This window comes from Protofrankia sp. Cas8 (assembly GCF_963555845.1).
Classification (GTDB): domain Bacteria; phylum Actinomycetota; class Actinomycetes; order Frankiales; family Frankiaceae; genus Protofrankia.
Genome location: NZ_CAUVXI010000112.1, coordinates 1 through 17,142, shown reverse-complemented (window position 1 = coordinate 17,142; position 17,142 = coordinate 1). Strand labels below are relative to the sequence as shown.

Annotated in this window: 16 protein-coding genes; 8 read left to right on the top strand and 8 right to left on the bottom strand. The window is 66.5% G+C overall.

Going from position 1 to position 17,142, the window contains the following annotated elements; translation table 11 throughout:
- Nucleotides 1-1,010: 1,010 nt before the first annotated feature.
- Nucleotides 1,011-1,328, top strand: a complete 318-nt coding sequence (locus U9977_RS16375) for a hypothetical protein (protein ID WP_322750133.1) — start codon at nucleotides 1,011-1,013, stop codon at nucleotides 1,326-1,328.
- 114 nt (nucleotides 1,329-1,442) lie between these two features.
- Complete coding sequence (locus U9977_RS16370; protein ID WP_322750132.1) at nucleotides 1,443-1,868, top strand: nuclear transport factor 2 family protein; 426 nt, start codon at nucleotides 1,443-1,445, stop codon at nucleotides 1,866-1,868.
- Nucleotides 1,869-1,969: 101 nt separating this feature from the next.
- On the opposite strand, the gene U9977_RS16365 is transcribed toward U9977_RS16370, so the two are convergent.
- The 8 genes from U9977_RS16365 to U9977_RS16330 form a co-directional block, all read right to left on the bottom strand.
- Nucleotides 1,970-3,028 (bottom strand): phosphatidylinositol-specific phospholipase C domain-containing protein, encoded by a 1,059-nt coding sequence (locus tag U9977_RS16365; protein WP_416210655.1) that lies wholly within the window; start codon nucleotides 3,026-3,028, stop codon nucleotides 1,970-1,972.
- 124 nt (nucleotides 3,029-3,152) lie between these two features.
- On the bottom strand, nucleotides 3,153-3,971 hold the full coding sequence (locus U9977_RS16360) for an alpha/beta fold hydrolase (protein ID WP_322750131.1): 819 nt from the start codon (nucleotides 3,969-3,971) through the stop codon (nucleotides 3,153-3,155).
- Nucleotides 3,972-4,003: 32 nt separating this feature from the next.
- Nucleotides 4,004-4,465, bottom strand: coding sequence for a PaaI family thioesterase (locus tag U9977_RS16355; protein WP_322750130.1), 462 nt, complete (start codon nucleotides 4,463-4,465; stop codon nucleotides 4,004-4,006).
- A gap of 32 nt (nucleotides 4,466-4,497) precedes the next feature.
- The gene (locus U9977_RS16350) at nucleotides 4,498-6,219 is read right to left on the bottom strand and encodes a fatty acyl-AMP ligase (RefSeq protein ID WP_322750129.1); all 1,722 of its coding nucleotides are present in this window, start codon (nucleotides 6,217-6,219) and stop codon (nucleotides 4,498-4,500) included.
- Nucleotides 6,213-7,535 carry a cytochrome P450 gene (locus U9977_RS16345; RefSeq protein WP_322750128.1) on the bottom strand — a complete coding sequence of 441 codons (1,323 nt, stop codon included), beginning with the start codon at nucleotides 7,533-7,535 and terminating at the stop codon, nucleotides 6,213-6,215. Before U9977_RS16345 ends, U9977_RS16350 begins: the two co-directional genes overlap by 7 nt.
- Nucleotides 7,532-8,434 carry a cyclopropane-fatty-acyl-phospholipid synthase family protein gene (locus U9977_RS16340; RefSeq protein ID WP_322750127.1) on the bottom strand — a complete coding sequence of 301 codons (903 nt, stop codon included), beginning with the start codon at nucleotides 8,432-8,434 and terminating at the stop codon, nucleotides 7,532-7,534. The genes U9977_RS16345 and U9977_RS16340 overlap by 4 nt, the downstream gene beginning before the upstream one ends.
- Before the next feature lie 2 nt (nucleotides 8,435-8,436).
- Complete coding sequence (locus U9977_RS16335) at nucleotides 8,437-8,694, bottom strand: acyl carrier protein (protein ID WP_322750126.1); 258 nt, start codon at nucleotides 8,692-8,694, stop codon at nucleotides 8,437-8,439.
- 12 nt (nucleotides 8,695-8,706) lie between these two features.
- Nucleotides 8,707-9,711: an acyl-CoA desaturase gene (locus U9977_RS16330; protein ID WP_322750125.1), complete on the bottom strand. Its 1,005-nt coding sequence runs from the start codon at nucleotides 9,709-9,711 to the stop codon at nucleotides 8,707-8,709.
- 332 nt (nucleotides 9,712-10,043) lie between these two features.
- Here U9977_RS16330 and U9977_RS16325 point away from each other — a divergent pair, with 332 nt between their 5' ends.
- The 6 genes from U9977_RS16325 to U9977_RS16300 all read left to right on the top strand — a co-directional run bounded on the left by U9977_RS16325 (nucleotide 10,044) and on the right by U9977_RS16300 (nucleotide 17,032).
- Complete coding sequence (locus U9977_RS16325; RefSeq protein WP_322750124.1) at nucleotides 10,044-10,535, top strand: hypothetical protein; 492 nt, start codon at nucleotides 10,044-10,046, stop codon at nucleotides 10,533-10,535.
- A gap of 311 nt (nucleotides 10,536-10,846) precedes the next feature.
- On the top strand, nucleotides 10,847-12,034 hold the full coding sequence (locus tag U9977_RS16320) for a hypothetical protein (RefSeq protein ID WP_322750123.1): 1,188 nt from the start codon (nucleotides 10,847-10,849) through the stop codon (nucleotides 12,032-12,034).
- 935 nt (nucleotides 12,035-12,969) lie between these two features.
- Complete coding sequence (locus U9977_RS16315) at nucleotides 12,970-14,286, top strand: hypothetical protein (RefSeq protein WP_322750122.1); 1,317 nt, start codon at nucleotides 12,970-12,972, stop codon at nucleotides 14,284-14,286.
- Between the two features lie 81 nt (nucleotides 14,287-14,367).
- Nucleotides 14,368-15,261: an oxygenase MpaB family protein gene (locus tag U9977_RS16310; protein ID WP_322750121.1), complete on the top strand. Its 894-nt coding sequence runs from the start codon at nucleotides 14,368-14,370 to the stop codon at nucleotides 15,259-15,261.
- On the top strand, nucleotides 15,261-16,253 hold the full coding sequence (locus tag U9977_RS16305; RefSeq protein WP_322750120.1) for an ABC transporter ATP-binding protein: 993 nt from the start codon (nucleotides 15,261-15,263) through the stop codon (nucleotides 16,251-16,253). The genes U9977_RS16310 and U9977_RS16305 overlap by 1 nt, the downstream gene beginning before the upstream one ends.
- Entirely contained in the window at nucleotides 16,250-17,032 is a 783-nt protein-coding gene (locus U9977_RS16300; protein WP_322750119.1) for an ABC transporter permease, read from the top strand. The genes U9977_RS16305 and U9977_RS16300 overlap by 4 nt, the downstream gene beginning before the upstream one ends.
- The last annotated feature ends 110 nt before the right edge of the window (nucleotides 17,033-17,142 follow it).

Below are 17,142 nucleotides of genomic sequence, written 5' to 3'. Positions count from 1 at the left end.
ATCCGGGCCGACCGTCCGGATCGGCAGGCCTGCGACGACACCGTTCCGGCTGATGGCAAGCAACTCGGTGGCCGGACCGGCCCCCGGTACCGCCGCCGTATCACGGACCAGGGTGGCATGGTCGTGCCCGGTCAAAAGGCTTCACCGTCTGCCATGTGATGCCGCCGGTAAACAGAATCCGGGTGGCGGGACCGGGGTGCGTAGGCCGTTGAGGCCATCCTGATGACCGGAACCACCTACCGTTCGGCCGAATGTCGTCCGACAGTAGGTGGAATCGGCCATTATGATGACGTTTTCTACCTACGACGCCGTTGTATCTGGGTGTTCCGCGGAACACAGAAGCTGACCGCGGGATTGGACCACAAGCCGGTAGACGGAGCGTGTCGTCTCCGCGCCGGCCCAGTATCCGACGGCGCCCCTCACGAGCATCCCCACACGATGTACCGTGGCCGCCAGTTCCGCGGCCGAAGCCTCCAGCGGGGCCACCCGTGCACCGTGACCGGCAGCCTCGAGTGCGCGTACGAGCGGCATGGGTCCACCGCGGAGGAGGATCTTGGCTGCATCGGCGACCACGGTGAACCGGCCCGGGGTAGCCGAGAAGACTGGTGGCCCGCCCGGAGTCGGGCTGCCTCCAGACAGGATTACCTCCCCCACGTGGGATGCTGAAGCGCGGATCTCCGCGAAGATGCGCTCCAAGGTGAGCTGCCCGTACCGGAGGGCATTCCGGGTGTTGATCGTCTTCGTCTGTACGGGGATACTGTTGCCGGCACCCAACTGCCGCATCCGGACCGACGAGTCGAGCTACCCGCGCATCGCACAACGATGGGCGGATAGCGATGGGCGGATAGCGATGAAGCGAAGTGGGTGCCAGGTCTGGCATCCTGTCCTCATGAAACGATTCAGAAAGGACTATGCCGCGTAGTCGGCCGTCCCAGCTCCGGGCTGTCGGCCGCCAAGCGCGGCGGCAGTCGAACGAATCCTCAGTTCCCGGTCTTGCGCGCGGTTCTGGCATGCTCACCGGTGCGGTTGCCCGGTTGGAGCGCGATCGACTGTGGCCCGGCGCGGTGGCACAAGCCCTGCGACAGTGGTCGCGAATAGCCCACCATCCCCGCCTTGCTCTTTCGGGTGGTTGCGGCTGTCCGTTGTGCAATCCCTTCTACACGACCGACGAACGCGCGGTTCTCGAGCTCGCCCTCCACGCCCTGCCCACGCGAGCGGCGCGTGAACTGCGAGGCATGGTGGAGCCGCTCGACGCCCTCTACCTCGCCCGAAGTTGGCCGCTCCCGACCGTCTCGCCAGACGATGGTTGGTGGGCACGGCGATGTTGAGCCTGACGCAGCACGATCATGGATCATTTCGCGCGGCCGGAGGTCCCAAGCGTCTGGCAGATGGGGAGTTCTCCCGATGCGACGCCCCGCCCCACGGGTGCACTGTCTTCAGACATGAGCCAAGACATTGCAACCAACCCCGGATCCGATCCCAAGATCGACACTGTCCAACGCCTGTACGCGGCCTATGGTCGCGGCGACATCGACGCCGTCCTCGCCGAGCTCACCGACGATGTCGACTGGGCTGCGGAGGCGGCCAGCACGTCGGTGCCGTGGTACGGCAGCTACCGCGGCAAGGGCGAGGTGCCCCGGTTCTTCAAGGACATCGGGTCGAACATCGAGATCACCGAGTTCACGCCGCTCTCGTTCACCTCCAACGAGACCGACGTGATCGCCACCGTCCACTGGGCCTACACGGTGCACGCGACCGGCAAGACCGCGGCGATGTACATGCAGCACTGGTGGCGTTTCACCGACGGGAAGATTGCATTCTTCCGGGGCTCGGAGGACACCGAGCAGTCAGCCGCGGCCTTCTCATAGTCAGTCGCACGGCCTCATAGTCAGTCGCGCGGCCGGGCGGGCTGATCCGCGCACCGGGGGCCACCGGGGGTCACCCGGCGGCCCCCGGCGGCCCCCGGCCGTCAGCCGCGCGTGAGCGTGAGGGTGAGCACGGACGGCAGCCCGTACCAGTCCGTGGAGACGACGCTGGCGTGATCGGCGGCAAGCTGGGCGACCCTGGCCTGGGCGTCGGCGACCGCCGGATTGGTGTCGTTGAGAGCGGGCGTCACCGCGTGGGCGTCGGTCATCACCAGGATGTAGTGCCGGGTGTCATACCAGGAGGTGTTCACGCTCGTGACATAGGTGCTGGCATCACCGTCGAAGAACACGAACCAGGGTCGGATCGTGATGTCCGAGTACCGCGTCCTGGGATCACCGGTAGCCGCGCCGAGCACCGCCGGGAACATCATGGCGTCGCCGACCTTCCCTGCCGCGTACAGATTCCGGAGGTAGGTCGCGTACTCGACGTCGGTGTGCAGCGTGTCGGTCGGGTTTGCGAGTTCGACGGTGCCCGGAATCACATAGATGATCATTTTTCCGGCCAGTGCGGAGCGGCTGGGCCAGGCGTCCGCCGTGGCCGCCGCGTCGAGGTTTGCATGGGTGCCGCCGAGCAGGTCGGCCGGCCGGTAGATGGAGTCGGTAGCGACATTCGCCTTGATGTAGGCGTCGAGTTCGTCCGGCCCCATCCCGGCTCCGTTGTCGAAGCCCGCCTTCATTTCGATCTTGACGAATACGGGACCAGCGGTCGGATGTGCCACCAGCCACCATTTGATGTCGCTCAGGCAGGAGCCCAGATTCTGGTTCCGGGTACCGGTGTAGAGGGCCGACGCGCTGGTGGCCACCACGCAGTTGTTGTCGTTGCCGAGCGGGTTGTTGTGGCTCACCCGCCAGCGGTGCGCGACGATATCATCCCACGCGTCAAGTTCGATCATAGAAGAACCCGCGTCGAGCGCCTGGGCGAGATAGGTGTAGTCGGCTTTGTCGTAGGTGTTGTGCACCCCCACCGTCGTCGCATGCGACACCCGCACCGAGCCGAGAGCGGCGGCTACCGCCGGCGATGCCGACGTCATCGACGCCACCAGCACCGCCGTGGCCACCCCGGCCACGGACAACAAACGGCGGCCACCCCGACACAACCTCATCACGCCTCCCGGTCCCATCGGCCAGCAGCACTACTGTCCGATAATAAACGGAATAGCCATCGTCGCGAAGTCAATCCGTGAAAGTCCGATATAATCGGATCGCAGGTGAGGCGCGCGGACGGGTTCACACGACCGTGGCGAGGAACGTGTCCAGCAGCCCGGTGATCATCTCGGGTTGTTCCAGCGGGCTGGTATGTCCGCAGTTCGCGACGATCTGCAGCTGGGCGCCTGGGATGCGGGCCGCGATGCGCTCCGCCTTCGCCGATGGAGTGGCCGCGTCCTCGGCACCGACGACGACGAGGGTGGGCACCGTGATCCCGAGAATTTCATGATCCACCGGTGGGCGGTCGGCAACCCCCAGCACCGCCTTGCGCACGGCGGCACGGTCACTGCGGTTGAGCCGGCGCACCCACTCGTCCCGCAGCGTCTTGCTGGCGGGGTCGGCCAGGAAGACAGGGCCGAACATCTGCGGACTGACCTTGCTCAGGATCGGCTTGATACCGAACAGACGCAGCAGCCATGCCAGCTGTTTGTACTCGCCGACCTTGCCCGGCTCCTCCGGCCCGGAGCTGGTGTCCAGCAACGTCAACGAACGCAGCAACTCGCCGTGGCGGGCCGCGACGCGCTGGCCGATGAAGCCGCCCATGGACAGGCCCACCCAGTGCACCGGGCCCACACCGAGCGCCCTGATCAGGGCGACCGCATCGCCGGTGAGGGTGTCCATGTCGTAGCCGTCGACGGTCGCCGGTGTGTCCCCCTGCCCGCGCCAGTCGAGCGCCACGCACCGGTAGGACGCGCGCAGGGCCGCGATCTGGCGATGAAAAACCCACCCACTGAACAACAGGCCATGCCCGAACACAATGGTCGACGCATCCGGTCGACCGGCCGGCGCAAAGGTGTCGGTGTAGGCAATCGTCGCACCGCGGACGTCGATGGTCGGCATGAGTCCCTCGTCTCGATATCTTCTTCGCGTGGTCAGGCGTTGGAGACGGCCGTTTGAGGCACCCTCATATTGCGCATGGTCACGAAAGCGGTAGCACACAGCGTTTCCTCAGCGCCGTCAGCCGAGTAGACATCGGCGGCGGCGACCGTCATGATCCGGCCCGCCTTGACGACCCGACCGCGGGCGATAATTCGCTCGCCTTTCGCCGGGGCCAGAATTTTGACCGTGTAGTCGATGGTCATGTTCACCCATCCGGCCGGCAGCAGTGTGCCGGCCGCAGAACCCCCGGCAAAGTCCGCCAGTGAGCCGAGGACACCGCCCTGAACGAAGCCGTCCTGCTGGGTTAGCTCTTTCCGGTAGGGTTGGATGATCTCGGCTTCTCCCGGCGCCATCCGGCCGAACTCGAAACCCAGATGTTGCGCGGCCGGCATGCTCAGGACCACGGCCTTCACCGCCTGCGCAAAGTCGGGGTTTTCCGCTTTCAACACGTCCATGTTCACATCCTCCCCGCTGATCAATCAATCCCTCACGCGACCGACTGCGTCCGGGGTGCCCAGAGGTCGAACCCGGCCTCCAGATAGCGCCTTCTGGCGGCAGCCCGCATGATCTTGCCGCTGCTGGTTTTCTGCAGTCGACCCGGCAAAGTCAGCACCAGGTCGCTCACGGAAAGCTGGTGCTCGTGCGTTATTGCCGCTCGAATCGATGCGGCGACGTCTGTCGCATCCACCTTCAGTCGTTCTTCACGCTTGATCTCCTGAACCACGACGAGCTTTTCACCGTCGGCGCCGGGCACCGAGAACGCGGCACACCCACCGGGCCTCAGTGCGGGATGCGCCGACTGCGACGTGTGCTCGATGTCATGCGGGTAGTGATTCCTTCCCCGAATGATCAACAGATCCTTCAACCGGCCCACGATGTACAACTCGCCGTCGACCACCAGGCCGAGATCTCCGGTACGCAGGTAGGTGGGTCCGATCTCACCGTCGCATTCGGCCTGGAAAGCCTCGGCCGTCACCTCCGGACGCCGCCAGTAACCCTGTGCCACGTGCTCCCCGGCAACCCAGATTTCTCCGACCTGATTCGCTGGACACGAGCGTCCCGTTTCCGGGTCCACGATACGAACCGACGTTTCCGGACGGACGAGCCCGGAACCTACGAGAGTACGGCCGCGGCCGCTCGGCGCCTTGACATAGCGCTTGTGGCCCAGCTCCCCGGTATCCGCATCAATGGTGCGCGGGCCGCGACCCTTCTGGCTGCCGGTCACGAGCAGAGTTGCCTCGGCCAAGCCGTAGCACGGGTAGAGCGCCTGCGCATTGAATCCCACCGACGCGAAGCTCTCGGAGAATCGACGCAGCGTCTCGGGACGAATCGGCTCGGCGCCGTTGAACGCGACTTTCCAACAGCTGAGGTCGAGATCCGGCAGGTCGCCTCTGGCAGCTCGTGCGACGCAGGCGTCGAATGCGAAGTTCGGTCCGCCACTGGTGTGCGCGCGGTAGCGCGAGATAGCCGACAGCCACAGGAGAGGCCAGCGGATAAACGCCATCGGCGACATGAGTATGCTGGTCGCCCCGAGGTAGAGCGGCTGCAGGACGTTTCCGATCAGACCCTGGTCATGGAACAACGGCGCCCAGCCGACAAACGTCGAGTGCTGATCGTGGCCGAACGCCCGCTGTATCATCTCCTGGTTCGCCACGAGGTTCCGGTGCGAAACCATGACCCCCTTCGGATCGGAGGTGGAACCCGAGGTGTACTGCAGGAAGGCGACGGAATCAGCCGAACAGGGCCGCGGGTCGAAATCTGTGTCAACCGCGTCCACCACCTGGTCGACGGGAAACCAGTGGAGCGCCCCGCAGATCGGCTCCAGGGACTCCCTGGTGCTTTCGATCATCGCGCTGAGGGTGAGTACAGCCGATGGTGCACAGTCTTTCACGATGCTGCGGGTCGCGTCCTGCATCCGATTCTTGCGCGGGGGGTTGACGGGCACCGCGATGACCTGCGCGTAGAGGCACCCGAAGTACGCGACGATGAAGTCCAGACCCTGCGGGAAGAGCAACAGTACTCTGTCACCAGGTTTGCAGCCCCGACTCAGCTGCCGGGCCACGGCAAGCGCCCGTGCGTGCAGCTCGCCGTAGGTCAGCACCGCTTCCTCCTCCCCATGTTCAGTCAGGAACACGTACGCCCTGTTGGCCGGCTCGGCGGCGGCGCGGCCCTGGAGGATCTCCGGGAGCAGTGGTCTGTTCCTCACCATTCTCCTTCCATTGGTCGGAGGAACCCGGACGGAAGCGGCTCCAGCGAGACCGGAAGGTGCTTCAGACCGCGGACGATGAAACTGTGGTCCTGCCAGTCGAGTTCCTCGGTCCGCAGTTTCAGACGCTGGGGACGCCGGTAGAGGCGCTCGAAGGCGACCTCCGCCTGCAGCTGCGCCAGCAGCCCGCCGAGGCAGCCGTGCATTCCGTACCCGAATGCGAGGTGCCCCTTCGTGTCGCGGGTGATGTCGAACTCGTCCGGCCGGCTGAACACCGCGGGGTCGCGGTTCGCGGCGCCGAGACACAGGAGAATCTGCTCTCCCGCCCGTATCTGCTTTCCGTCGATTTCGACATCGCGCGTGGCCAGGCGCTTGGTCAGCTGGAGCGGGCTGTCGTAGCGCAATGCCTCGTCGACGGTACTCTTCGCCAGCTCTGGCCGACGGTGGAGCAGGGCGCCCTGATCCGGGTGCGCAAGCAAAGCGCGGAGGCCGTTGCCTATCAGGGATTTCGTGGTTTCGTTGCCGGCCACGAAGCACATGATGCAGACGAAGACGAGTTCTTCATCGCTGAGCGTGTCACCACCGCCGGTCGCCGCGGCGAGCAGCTGGGTTATCAGGTCGTCGCCGGGCCGGGACCGGCGTTGCGCGACCACGTCGTCCAGGGCGTCCGCGAACTCTTCGACGACATCGCACACCTGCGTAAAATCACCGGCTTTCATCAGCCCTGGTTCGAGCAGGAACCGGATGTCATGCGTCCATTGGCCGACGCGTTCGCGCAGGCTGTCCGGGAGCGCCATCCAGTCGCACATGACCGTGACCGGCAGCAGCGCGGCAAAGTCGGCGACGGCGTCCATACCGCCGTCGTCCCACGCCCGCGCCACCAGCTGCTCGGCAACCGCCGAGATACGGGGACGGAGTTTGACAATTTCCTGTGCGGTGAACACCCGGTTCACCAGTGCACGCAGCCGTGCGTGGTCCGGGTTGTCGGTGAAGACCAGCGACTTCTTCCCCAGCCGGACGATCCGGGCTACGTTGTCGTGCGCCAGCCGATTCGCCTGCCGGCTGATCAATTGAGGTATGAGTCCGGCGCTGAACGTGCGGTCACGCAGGACACCCTGCACGTCGGCGTGCCGCGTGAGAACCCACATCCCCAGCGTCCGGTGGACGGGCTGTGCCTGGCGAAGCTGCCGATAGAGCGGGTAGGGGTCGCGTCGGAACTCGACGCTGAACGGGTTGAACCGAATGGGCGCCGGCCCGGGTCCGGCGGGCCCGGGTCCGGCGGTGTCGGCAGTTGCCGTGCTACCCGTCTCCGACGTCATCGCGCCGGCACCCCACGACCGTTGAAATACGTGCTCCTGAAGGGCTGAAGAACGATCCTGAGAAGGCAGATCTTTCCCATCCGGAAGCCAAGAGCAGAGAGTTTCAGATAGCGCTCGTACCGGGCGACCACCTCCGGTCCGACAAGATGAACGGCTTCCTCGCGGTGCATTCGCAGCCGACGTGCCCACTGTTCACACGTCCAGGCGTAGTCGAGCCGGCCGTTGTGCACCGATTGAACCTCGAAAATACCCTCCGCGGCGGCGGTGATCTCCGCGAGCGTCGGCAGATCCGCTGCCGGAAATATCTCCCGCTGGATGAAGTGGCTCGCATTCTCACGGGACATGTTCGCGTAGGCGATGGTCTGCAGCGACAACACGCCGTCCTTGTTCAGCCAGGTGCGGCAGCGGGTGAAGAACTCCCGGTACAGGTGGATCTTCTCAGCTGACGAGTCCTCGGGGGTGGCGAAGTGCTCAAAGGCGCCGATGGAGATAATTCCATCGAACTGGATGTCGGGTTCGTAGTGCAGCCAGTTCTGCGTACGCACTTCCACACCTGGGTACTCCTGGGACCGGACGAAAGCCGCCTGCTCATCACTGAGCGTGAGACCGACCGACCGTTGAACGCGGCAGCTCTCCGCCAACCGCTTCAGGATCGCACCCCACCCACAGCCGATGTCGAGCACGGTCGCGGCACCATCAGCCCGAATCGCGTCCAGGTGAAATTGCAGCTTCCGCTCCTGGGCGGTTTCGAGTGTGTCGTCGGCGCCTTCCCGCATCGCACACGAATAGGTGAGTGACTGGTCGAGCCAAAGACGGTAGAACGCGTTCCCGGCATCGTAGTGATGCCGGATGGCAGCCGCCGCACCGGCGGTACGGTCGCTTTCGAATGATTCAGTCACGGCTACGCCACGTGCCGCTGATTCTGCTCGTACAGATGTGCAGCGATTGCATTGATGGTCGGGTTCTCGAACAACGCCTCGGGCGGCAGGTCGACGCCGTAGCGTTCCTCTATCTCCATCAGCAGGGCGACGGCGAGGGGGGAATCGATTCCCAGTCGATCAAAGTCCGCGTCCAGGTCCACCGCCTCGACCGGCAGGTCGAGGAGACCCGCAACATACTCCTGACACCATTGCGCAATCGCTTCTCTGCTCGGCTTCAAGGTGCTCGCTCCCTATGCCGTGGTACTGGGGACCGGATTGCCGTTCTCAGGTTTGCGCCTGGCTTCCATCCGCTCTGCGGACGGAATCTTGACATCCCATGCCAGGCCACAGACCGAAAGCATTTTTATGAGCCAGTAGCCTGGATCGAGCCGGTACCAGTTCAACCCGAAAGAAGCCGAATCGGTGAAAGCATGATGGTTGTTGTGCCACGATTCACCAAAGGTCACCAGAGCAAAGACACCGCCGTTCCTGCTGTTCTCCCTGGATTCGTAGGGACGTGTGCCGAACATGTGCAGGAAGGAGTTGATCGCCCAGATGATGTGCTCAAGAACGAAGATCCGCACGAGACCGCCCCAGAGCAGACCGCTGACCGCCCCCTCCCAGCTCTGATAGACGAGACCGCCGACGAGCGCGGGGAGCAGCAGCCCGAGCAGCACCCAGTAATAATAAAGACGGGCGACCCGCACCAGGGCACGGTTCTTAATCAGATCCGGCGCATAGTGAATGATGTTCGGGTATTCGTGCCGGCGCATCCACAGGAAGTGGGAGTGGGCCAGGCCGCGCAGCCGACCCGCCAGACCGTCGCCGGCGAGATTCGGCGAGTGGGGGTCGCCCTCGCGATCACTGCACTCGTGGTGTCTCCGGTGCAGAGCAACCCAGGACACCAGTCCGCCCTGGCCGGCCATCGAGCCGAGAACTGCGAGCGCCGTTGCCACGGACGGCGCGGCCTTGAAGCTACGATGTGTGAAGAACCGATGATAACCGACGGTGACGCCCAGCCCGGTCACGAGCCACATCGAAAAAAACAGGGCGATTTCGGTGGCACCGATCGGATGTACCGCAAGGAAAGCGAAGGCGCCGGCGGTACCGAAGATCGGGAGAACATCGAACAGCAGAAAGTGGCGGCGCTGCAGCCGGTGCAGATAGGGATTGCTGATCGCTTTTTTGCGGGGAGTGGATCCGTCCGCTCCGAACTCGGGTTCGGGAATGTACGCTGCGGGCTGGACGCCAACCATTCTCGACCGCCCCCTCCTGAGTACTATGCCGAGGTCGCATGCCAGACGGTCCTGACCGTAACAGCCGACGAAGCCGGAGCCGAGCGATACGATGAAGTCCGATCGCAGGATAGGAAGTTGTTATCAGGTGCCCGGTGCCGTTGAACCAAAGTACCGGATATCGCGAAAGGCACCGGGTTCGGGATGGCGAACATCCTGGCGTGCACTGCTTATTCACCGGAAGGGGCCACAATGTTTCCCGGCGATTCCGGTGCCGCTGGTCCGGGCGTTGTGCCCGACGACCTATGGTCCCTTCGGGTATCCGCCCGCCTGCTACCTGTAAGGGAGTCAGCATGTCGAGGTTAACAGCACTCGCCCGGTCCGGCCGGAAGCTCGCGGTCGCCGGCACGGTCATGACCGCGGTCGCCGCCGCCACGGTCGGGACAGCCGCAGCGGCCGACCCGATCACGCCGAAGCAGTACTTCGAAGGCTTTGTCAACGGCGCGCCTGCGAACGCCACGATCCAGATGGGCTGCTTCGGCCCGGTCAGCCCCGGCGAGACCGGGCATCCGCTCGCCGGCCAGACCGTCGCGGTCCAGCGCGTCGTCGACCCGGTCGTACTACCCGGCTACACCGGATCGGCCGGCACCACGATTGCCGTCGGCTTCCCCGGCCCCGCGACCACCAGCCCACTGGTCTTCACCAGCTACGGGACGCCGCTGGCCATCCCCACCTCGCTGGTCCTGCCGTGCTCGGGCAGCGCAACGGTCGTGTTCAGCCCCCGGCCGACGAGCCCGACCGCCCGAAATGCCATCGTCACCGTCACCTATGTCGGGCAGCCATAGCCAACCTCCTCCCACCGGGCCCGCCCGCCGGCGCCACCGGCCGACCGATCCTCGGCTGGTCCACCGGCGGACGGGACGGATCCGGGCTGTCCTGACCTGGCTCACGGCGACCGCGAACGGCCGGCGGGCCAATCCGTCACCAATCGGATGCACTAGGCATACACCGGACTGGATAGAATTCATCCGAGGGTCTTTTAAAGATCGGCACCGAGACCGGCACCGAGACCGGTTCGGCTGCCATGCCACGCCCGGTGCCGCAGACTGGTGACGGCAAGCCGCGGGATGATGCCGGAAAGAGGAGAAGTCAGGCAATGAGCCGGTATGGCTACGACCCCGCCCGGCGTGCGCTCATCGTCTCCTGGGCGACCGGAACCGGCGACCTGGCCGCAACCGTCGCCGTACTCCCTCCGGCAACCGCCGACAGCGACGCTCTACGACTGGCCGAACAACTGAGCTTCCTCACCGCCGCGGCCTGGCGCACCTACACCCACCCGGCCAGCGCCACCCCAAGCCTTGCCACCGGCAGCGAAGGATGGCGCCGCCACAGTGACCGCCAGGCGTTCACCAGCGTGCTCACCGCGATCCGCCACCCCCAGCTGCCCCACAACGGCACCCAGCGCCAGTCCTACGTCATCGTGCACGAGGCCGCACACCGCGTCGGCCGGGCCCTGCACACGATCGGCAGCCAGGACCTCACCGAACAGATCACCACCGACGTCCGGGCCGAACTCGACGCCATCGAACAGGCCGAATGCGGCGACCTGACCGGACGGGCCCGCCAGGCCATCACCCTGACCCGCGCGGATGCCTCCCCCGTCCAGGTCGCGGCCGCCGACGCGATCCTGGCCGACGATCCCTTCGGGAACACCCGCCTGTGCACCGACATCGACCCGGCCGCCGCCGCGACCGCCGCGGCCCACTGGCTCCACGCCGCGGCCACCGTCGCCGCGCACCACACCGGGCTCGACCCCACCCAGATCCTCATCGAGGCCGACAGCATCGAAGCACTCCCCCACGAAAGCCCCACCGTCGTCCTCGAACGCATGGGAACCGGAGAAACACCGCGGGATGTCGTCCTCCAGCTGATCACGGACGCCATGGCCGTCGCCGAGGGCGCCATCCCCGACCTCGACACCCTCCTGGCCGCCGTCGAAGCCGCCCACGAACGCGCGGACTCGTTCGAGGACCAGCCGGACGAACTCCGACACACGCTGATGCCACACCGGCTCACCCCGCTGGACCCGACCCGGCCCGCCACCGACCTCCTCGAAGACCTCCTCGCCGGGATCCACGGCTGCTGGCTGCTCTACCGCGAATACACCGAGTCCCCAGACGCCGACCCCGACACCGCCTGCACGGACGAAGCAGACGATGACAACCCCACCGGCGCACCCGGCGCACCCGGCGCACCCGGCGCACCCGACGAGGAACGCATCACCACGACGTTTCTCGACCAGGTGCGGGCGGCAGCAGCCGCACGACGCTCCGAACTGCTGTAACACCCCTTGTGCCCCGAAACCGGGACGCGCAGCATGTCGTGAGCTTTAGAGCGCCCGGCAATAGGGGCGTGGATGAAGGAGCGGGGCTGGGGCGCGTAGATCGCGAGGCGGAGGAGGGAGGCACCCTGGTGTTGGGTGTCGACCGACGACAACGTGGCGAGGTGCGTGCCCCAGCCCCGCGACGCCGCGTCCCTGTTGCCGGTCGCTCTTAGTGGTCGGCGCCGGAAGTTCGTCCAACGAGGGGTCCCCGGCCAGCGCGAAGCGGTGGACGGGGTACGTGCCGGATGTCAGGCGGCGCCTCGCGTCATCGCTGCCCGCACGCCGCTGCCCGCACGCCGCTCCCCGCCGTACGGGCACCCCGCCGTACGGGCACCCCGCCTCCGTCGACCCAGGTAGAACACCACTACCTGGACCTCCTCGCACCTCGCGACGCACCCACCCCAACCCCACTCCTTGATCCGCATTCCCTTCGGTGCGACGAGTGGAAGGATGACGTCAGGAGGCGCCGGTTTTCGAGCGGAAAATGTATGTCAACCATCCACTCGTGCAGGACCGGCCACCCACCAAGGCGTCGCTGCCACAGCGGCTACACATCCCCGCGGGCTGCGGGCGTGGACACCGCCACCGGCTACGACCCACCCTGGGCTCGGCGCCGGTAGGTCCATGGATGAGGCGTTGTGGCGTAACCCGGCGTCGGCATCGGCATCGGCGTTCGTGACGTTCGCGGTCACAGCGCCGATCCTCAACGCCGCCACAAACGCCAGCACATCAGGTACCTATCGGACCAAATGGGCATCATCGCCGGATTGGACTGCCACACTGATCGTGTGGTGCGTCCGAGCCTTCGCGGCCCCGAACGGGCGGTGTGGCGGGCGTTCCCGCGTGGCGACGTCGTCGATTTACGGGGGCGAGCGGACCGAACGGTTCGCGCGAGCGTGCTGCGTACGCTCCTGTTGGGCGCCCAACAGGCCGAGCCTGGTCATTTCGCCACGCTGGATCTGATCGGCGCACGCATTGTTGAAATTCTCGACCTGAGCAACACCGACGTGCCGCATCCGGTGCGCATGCGGGACTGCCAGTTCGATGAACGGCCGGATCTGCACAGTGCCCGGACCCAACAGATTGATCTTGCCGGCTCGACGTTCCCGGGCCTGCGCTGCTCCGGTGCGATAATCGATGGAGCCCTGCGGCTCACCGGCTGCCGCTCGACAGCGGAGATCCGGCTGGTCAGCGCCCGGATCGCGGGAACTTTACTCCTGAACGCCGCCAGGTTTGAGGGCACGGAAAGTGCCCTGAACGCAACACGGCTCACGGTCGGCAACGACATCCTCGGGCAGAAGGGCTTGATCTGCCGCGGCGAAGTGCGCTTAAGCCACGCCGAGATCGGCGGCTCCGTGCGGTTCGACGGCGCACATCTGAGCAATCCAGGCGGGTCCGCATTGTCCGCGCCGGACATCGTGGTAAGCGCCGTCGTGAACTGCGGCGAGGGCTTCCGCGCCGAGGGCATGGTCGAGCTGTCCTACGCGAGCATCGGCAGCCATCTCTCCTTCGAGCAGGCGACGCTGTCCAATCCGACCGGTACGGCGCTGGCATGCCAGCACCTCGACGCACGCGAGCTGGTGCTGCTCACCGCTACCCCGATCGACGGCGAGGTAGACCTGCGCCACGCCCGGCTCGGCCTGCTCCGCGATGACCCGGCGACGTGGCCGGACACGCTTCGCCTCGACGGGCTGACCTACGACGCGCTGACCAACATCCACGGTGTGGATCGGTTGCGCTGGCTTCGACGCGACCCGCCCGGATACCTGCCCCAGACCTACGAGCAGCTTGCGGCGGTGTACCGGCGGCAGGGGCGCGAGGGGGATGCGCGGGCTGTCCTGCTCGCCAGACACCGCCGCCGCCGGGAGTCGCTTCCGCCGGCACTCCGAGCCTGGGGATACCTGCAAGACCTCACCGTCGGGTACGGGTACCTCCCGACCCGCGCCGCCGCCTGGCTGGTCGCGCTCCTCGTGGCTGGCGGCGTCACCTTCGGCCTGCACCATCCACAGGTCGTCGCGGGAAGCAACCCGCCCGGCTTCAATTCCGTGATCTACACCCTCGACCTGTTGATCCCCGTCATCGACTTCGGGCAGCAAAACGCATTCGACCCACACGGCGCGCTGGCATGGTTGGCCTACGGTCTCATCGCCGCAGGCTGGATTCTCGCGACCACCATCGCCGCCGGCATCAGCCGCACCCTGGGCCCCAATTAGCCGCGCTCACAGCCCGTCCTTCTCGCCCGGCCATGGCTGTCTTCGTCGCCGGCCCGGTCGTAGGCGGATGATGGGGTGGTGATGTCCAGATTGCGCGGCGGTGCCGACGATGTCCGCTCCCGGGTGGGCGGGCAGGTCCTGGGGCTGGTGGCCGGCCCGCGGGGCCCGGAACGACATGAACGGATCTTTGTAGCCGGCGGTGAACGCTGGTTCGCCGACGACCGCCCGATCCGACGTGTCCACGCGGATGTGTCGATGTTCGTCGGAGGCATGCGTGCGCTGCTGCTGCAGTCGCTGCATCCGTTGGCGATGGCCGGGGTGGCCGGGCATTCGGACTACCGCCACGATCCGTGGGGGCGCCTGCAGCGGACCAGTCTCTTCCTGGCGGCGACAACGTTCGGGCCGACCGAGGAAGCCGAGCGGGCCGTTGCCCGCGTCCGGGGTATCCACCGGCGGGTACACGGCACCGCGCCGGACGGACGGGCCTATGCGGCCTCGGATCCGCACCTGCTGGGCTGGGTCCACGTCGCGGAGGTCGACAGCTTCCTGACCGCCTATCAGCGTTACGGCAACGGCGCGGCGCTCACCCCGGCGCAGCGGGACGCCTACGTCGCCGACGCTGCGCAGGTGGCCACGAAACTCGGCGTCATCGATCCGCCGCGCACCGAGGCCGAGCTGGTGAAACGACTCGCCGAATATCGGCCCGAGCTCACCGGAACCCCGCAGGCCCGCCAGGCCGCACGGTATCTCCTGCTGCGTGCGCCGCTGCCCGTCGCGGCGCGGCTACCTTACGGCGCGCTTGCGTCGGCTGCCGTCGGACTGATGCCGGTATGGACCCGCTGGCCGCTACGGCTCCCATACCTTCCCGCGACCGAGGCCACCGTCGGGCGTCTGGCCGGATGGGGTGTCCTCGCCGGTATCCGATGGGCGACACGTCCGCCCGCCCCTGCCAGCCAGCGCGCCACGGACGGCTGATGGGAATGGGAATGCGGGACGCGGACGGCGGCGACGTCGACCCGGGTGCGGCGGTTGTCGTACGCGGTCTGACGAAGTCCTACCGCGGTGTGCCGGCCGTTCGGGGCATCGACCTGGAGATCCGGCGTGGCGAGATCTTCGCGCTGTTAGGCCCGAACGGTGCGGGCAAGACCACGACGGTTGAAATCCTGGAGGGATACCGTGCGCGCGACGGTGGTGCGGTGTCCGTGCTTGGTCACGACCCGGGCCGGGCTCGGTCGCGGCTCAAGACCCGGATCGGGATCGTCCTGCAGTCCACGGGCGTCGACCGCTACCTGACGGTGGCCGAAACGATCACGATGTACGCCAGCTACTATCCGCATCCGCGGCCGGTGAACGAGGTGATCGAGCTGGTCGGCCTCGGGGCGAAGCGCGATGCCAGGGTGGCGAAGCTGTCCGGGGGCCAGCAGCGACGGCTCGACGTCGCGATCGCCCTCGCCGGGGACCCCGAACTGCTGTTCCTCGACGAGCCGACGACCGGCTTCGACCCGTCCGCCCGACATGAGGCCTGGGATGTGGTGAAGAACCTCGCCGCGCTCGGCAAGACCGTCGTGCTCACCACCCACTACATGGACGAGGCGCAGTATCTGGCCGACCGGGTCGCGGTCATCGCCGCGGGCCGCATCGTCGCGCAGGGCACACCGGCCACCCTCGCCGGTCGTGACACGGCCAGGGCGCGGATCCGGTGCCGCCTGCCCGAGGATGCCCTACCGCCTGAGGAGTTCGCCGGCGTGGCGGTAGCGGACGGATACATCGAGTTCACCCCCGACGACATCACCCGGGCGCTGCACCGCCTCACCGGCTGGGCAATCGAACAGAGCGTCAGCCTGGACGGACTGCAGATTGTGCGGCCGTCCCTGGAGGACGTCTACCTGGAATTGACCGGGCCGCCGTCCGCGGTCGGGGCGGACCGGCTCGGCAGCGTCGCCATCCCGGAAAGGACCTCGCGGTGAACGCCACGGTGAAGGCCGCGGCGCTGACGCTCTCGCAGGTCCGCTACGTGAACAAGGCGTTCTGGCGTAACCCGGCGTCGGCGTTCTTCACATTCGCGTTCCCCCTCATGTTCCTGGTGATCTTCACCGCGCTGCTCAGTGACGGAACCGTGCGCCTCGGCGGCCGACTCATAGCCCAGTCCACCTACTACGTGGCCGCGATGGCGGCGTTCGCGGTGATCACGGCCTGTTACAACAACATCGCGATGGCGGTGACCTTCCAGCGCGACGCCGGTATCCTGAAAAGGACCGACGGTACGCCGCTGCCGAGCGCGGTGTTCCTCGGTGCACGGATGCTGCACGCCCTGCTTGTCGCGGTCCTGCTGGTCGCGATCACGGTTGGGTTCGGTCGGGTGTTCTACAACGCCGACATCCCCACGGGCGTGACGCTGCTACGGCTCCTGGTGATGCTGCTGGTCGGAGCGGCCAGTTTCTGCGCGCTCGCGTTCGCGGTCACCGCAGTGATCCCCAACGCCGACGCATCGGCCGCGATCGTCAACGCGACCATCCTGCCCCTGTTGTTCCTGTCTGGAATCTTCGTCCCGCTCGGCGACAACGCACCAGCCTGGATCGTGTGGATCGGCCGGATCTTTCCGGTCAAGCACTTCGCGGCGGGGATGCAGGCCGGTTTTCTGGGGACCACGTTCCACTGGAGCGACGTCGTCATCGTCGCAGCCTGGGGAGTAGCCGGCCTACTCGCCGCGATCCGCTTCTTCAGCTGGGAACCACGAAACGGCTGAACAGACACGGCCATCGCCGATGGGGAACCCGCCGTTCAGGCGCGCAGCACGGTGACCGGGCGACCGGACGGGCTGGTCGCCTGCTCAAACCTCGTGCGGTCGGCAATGGG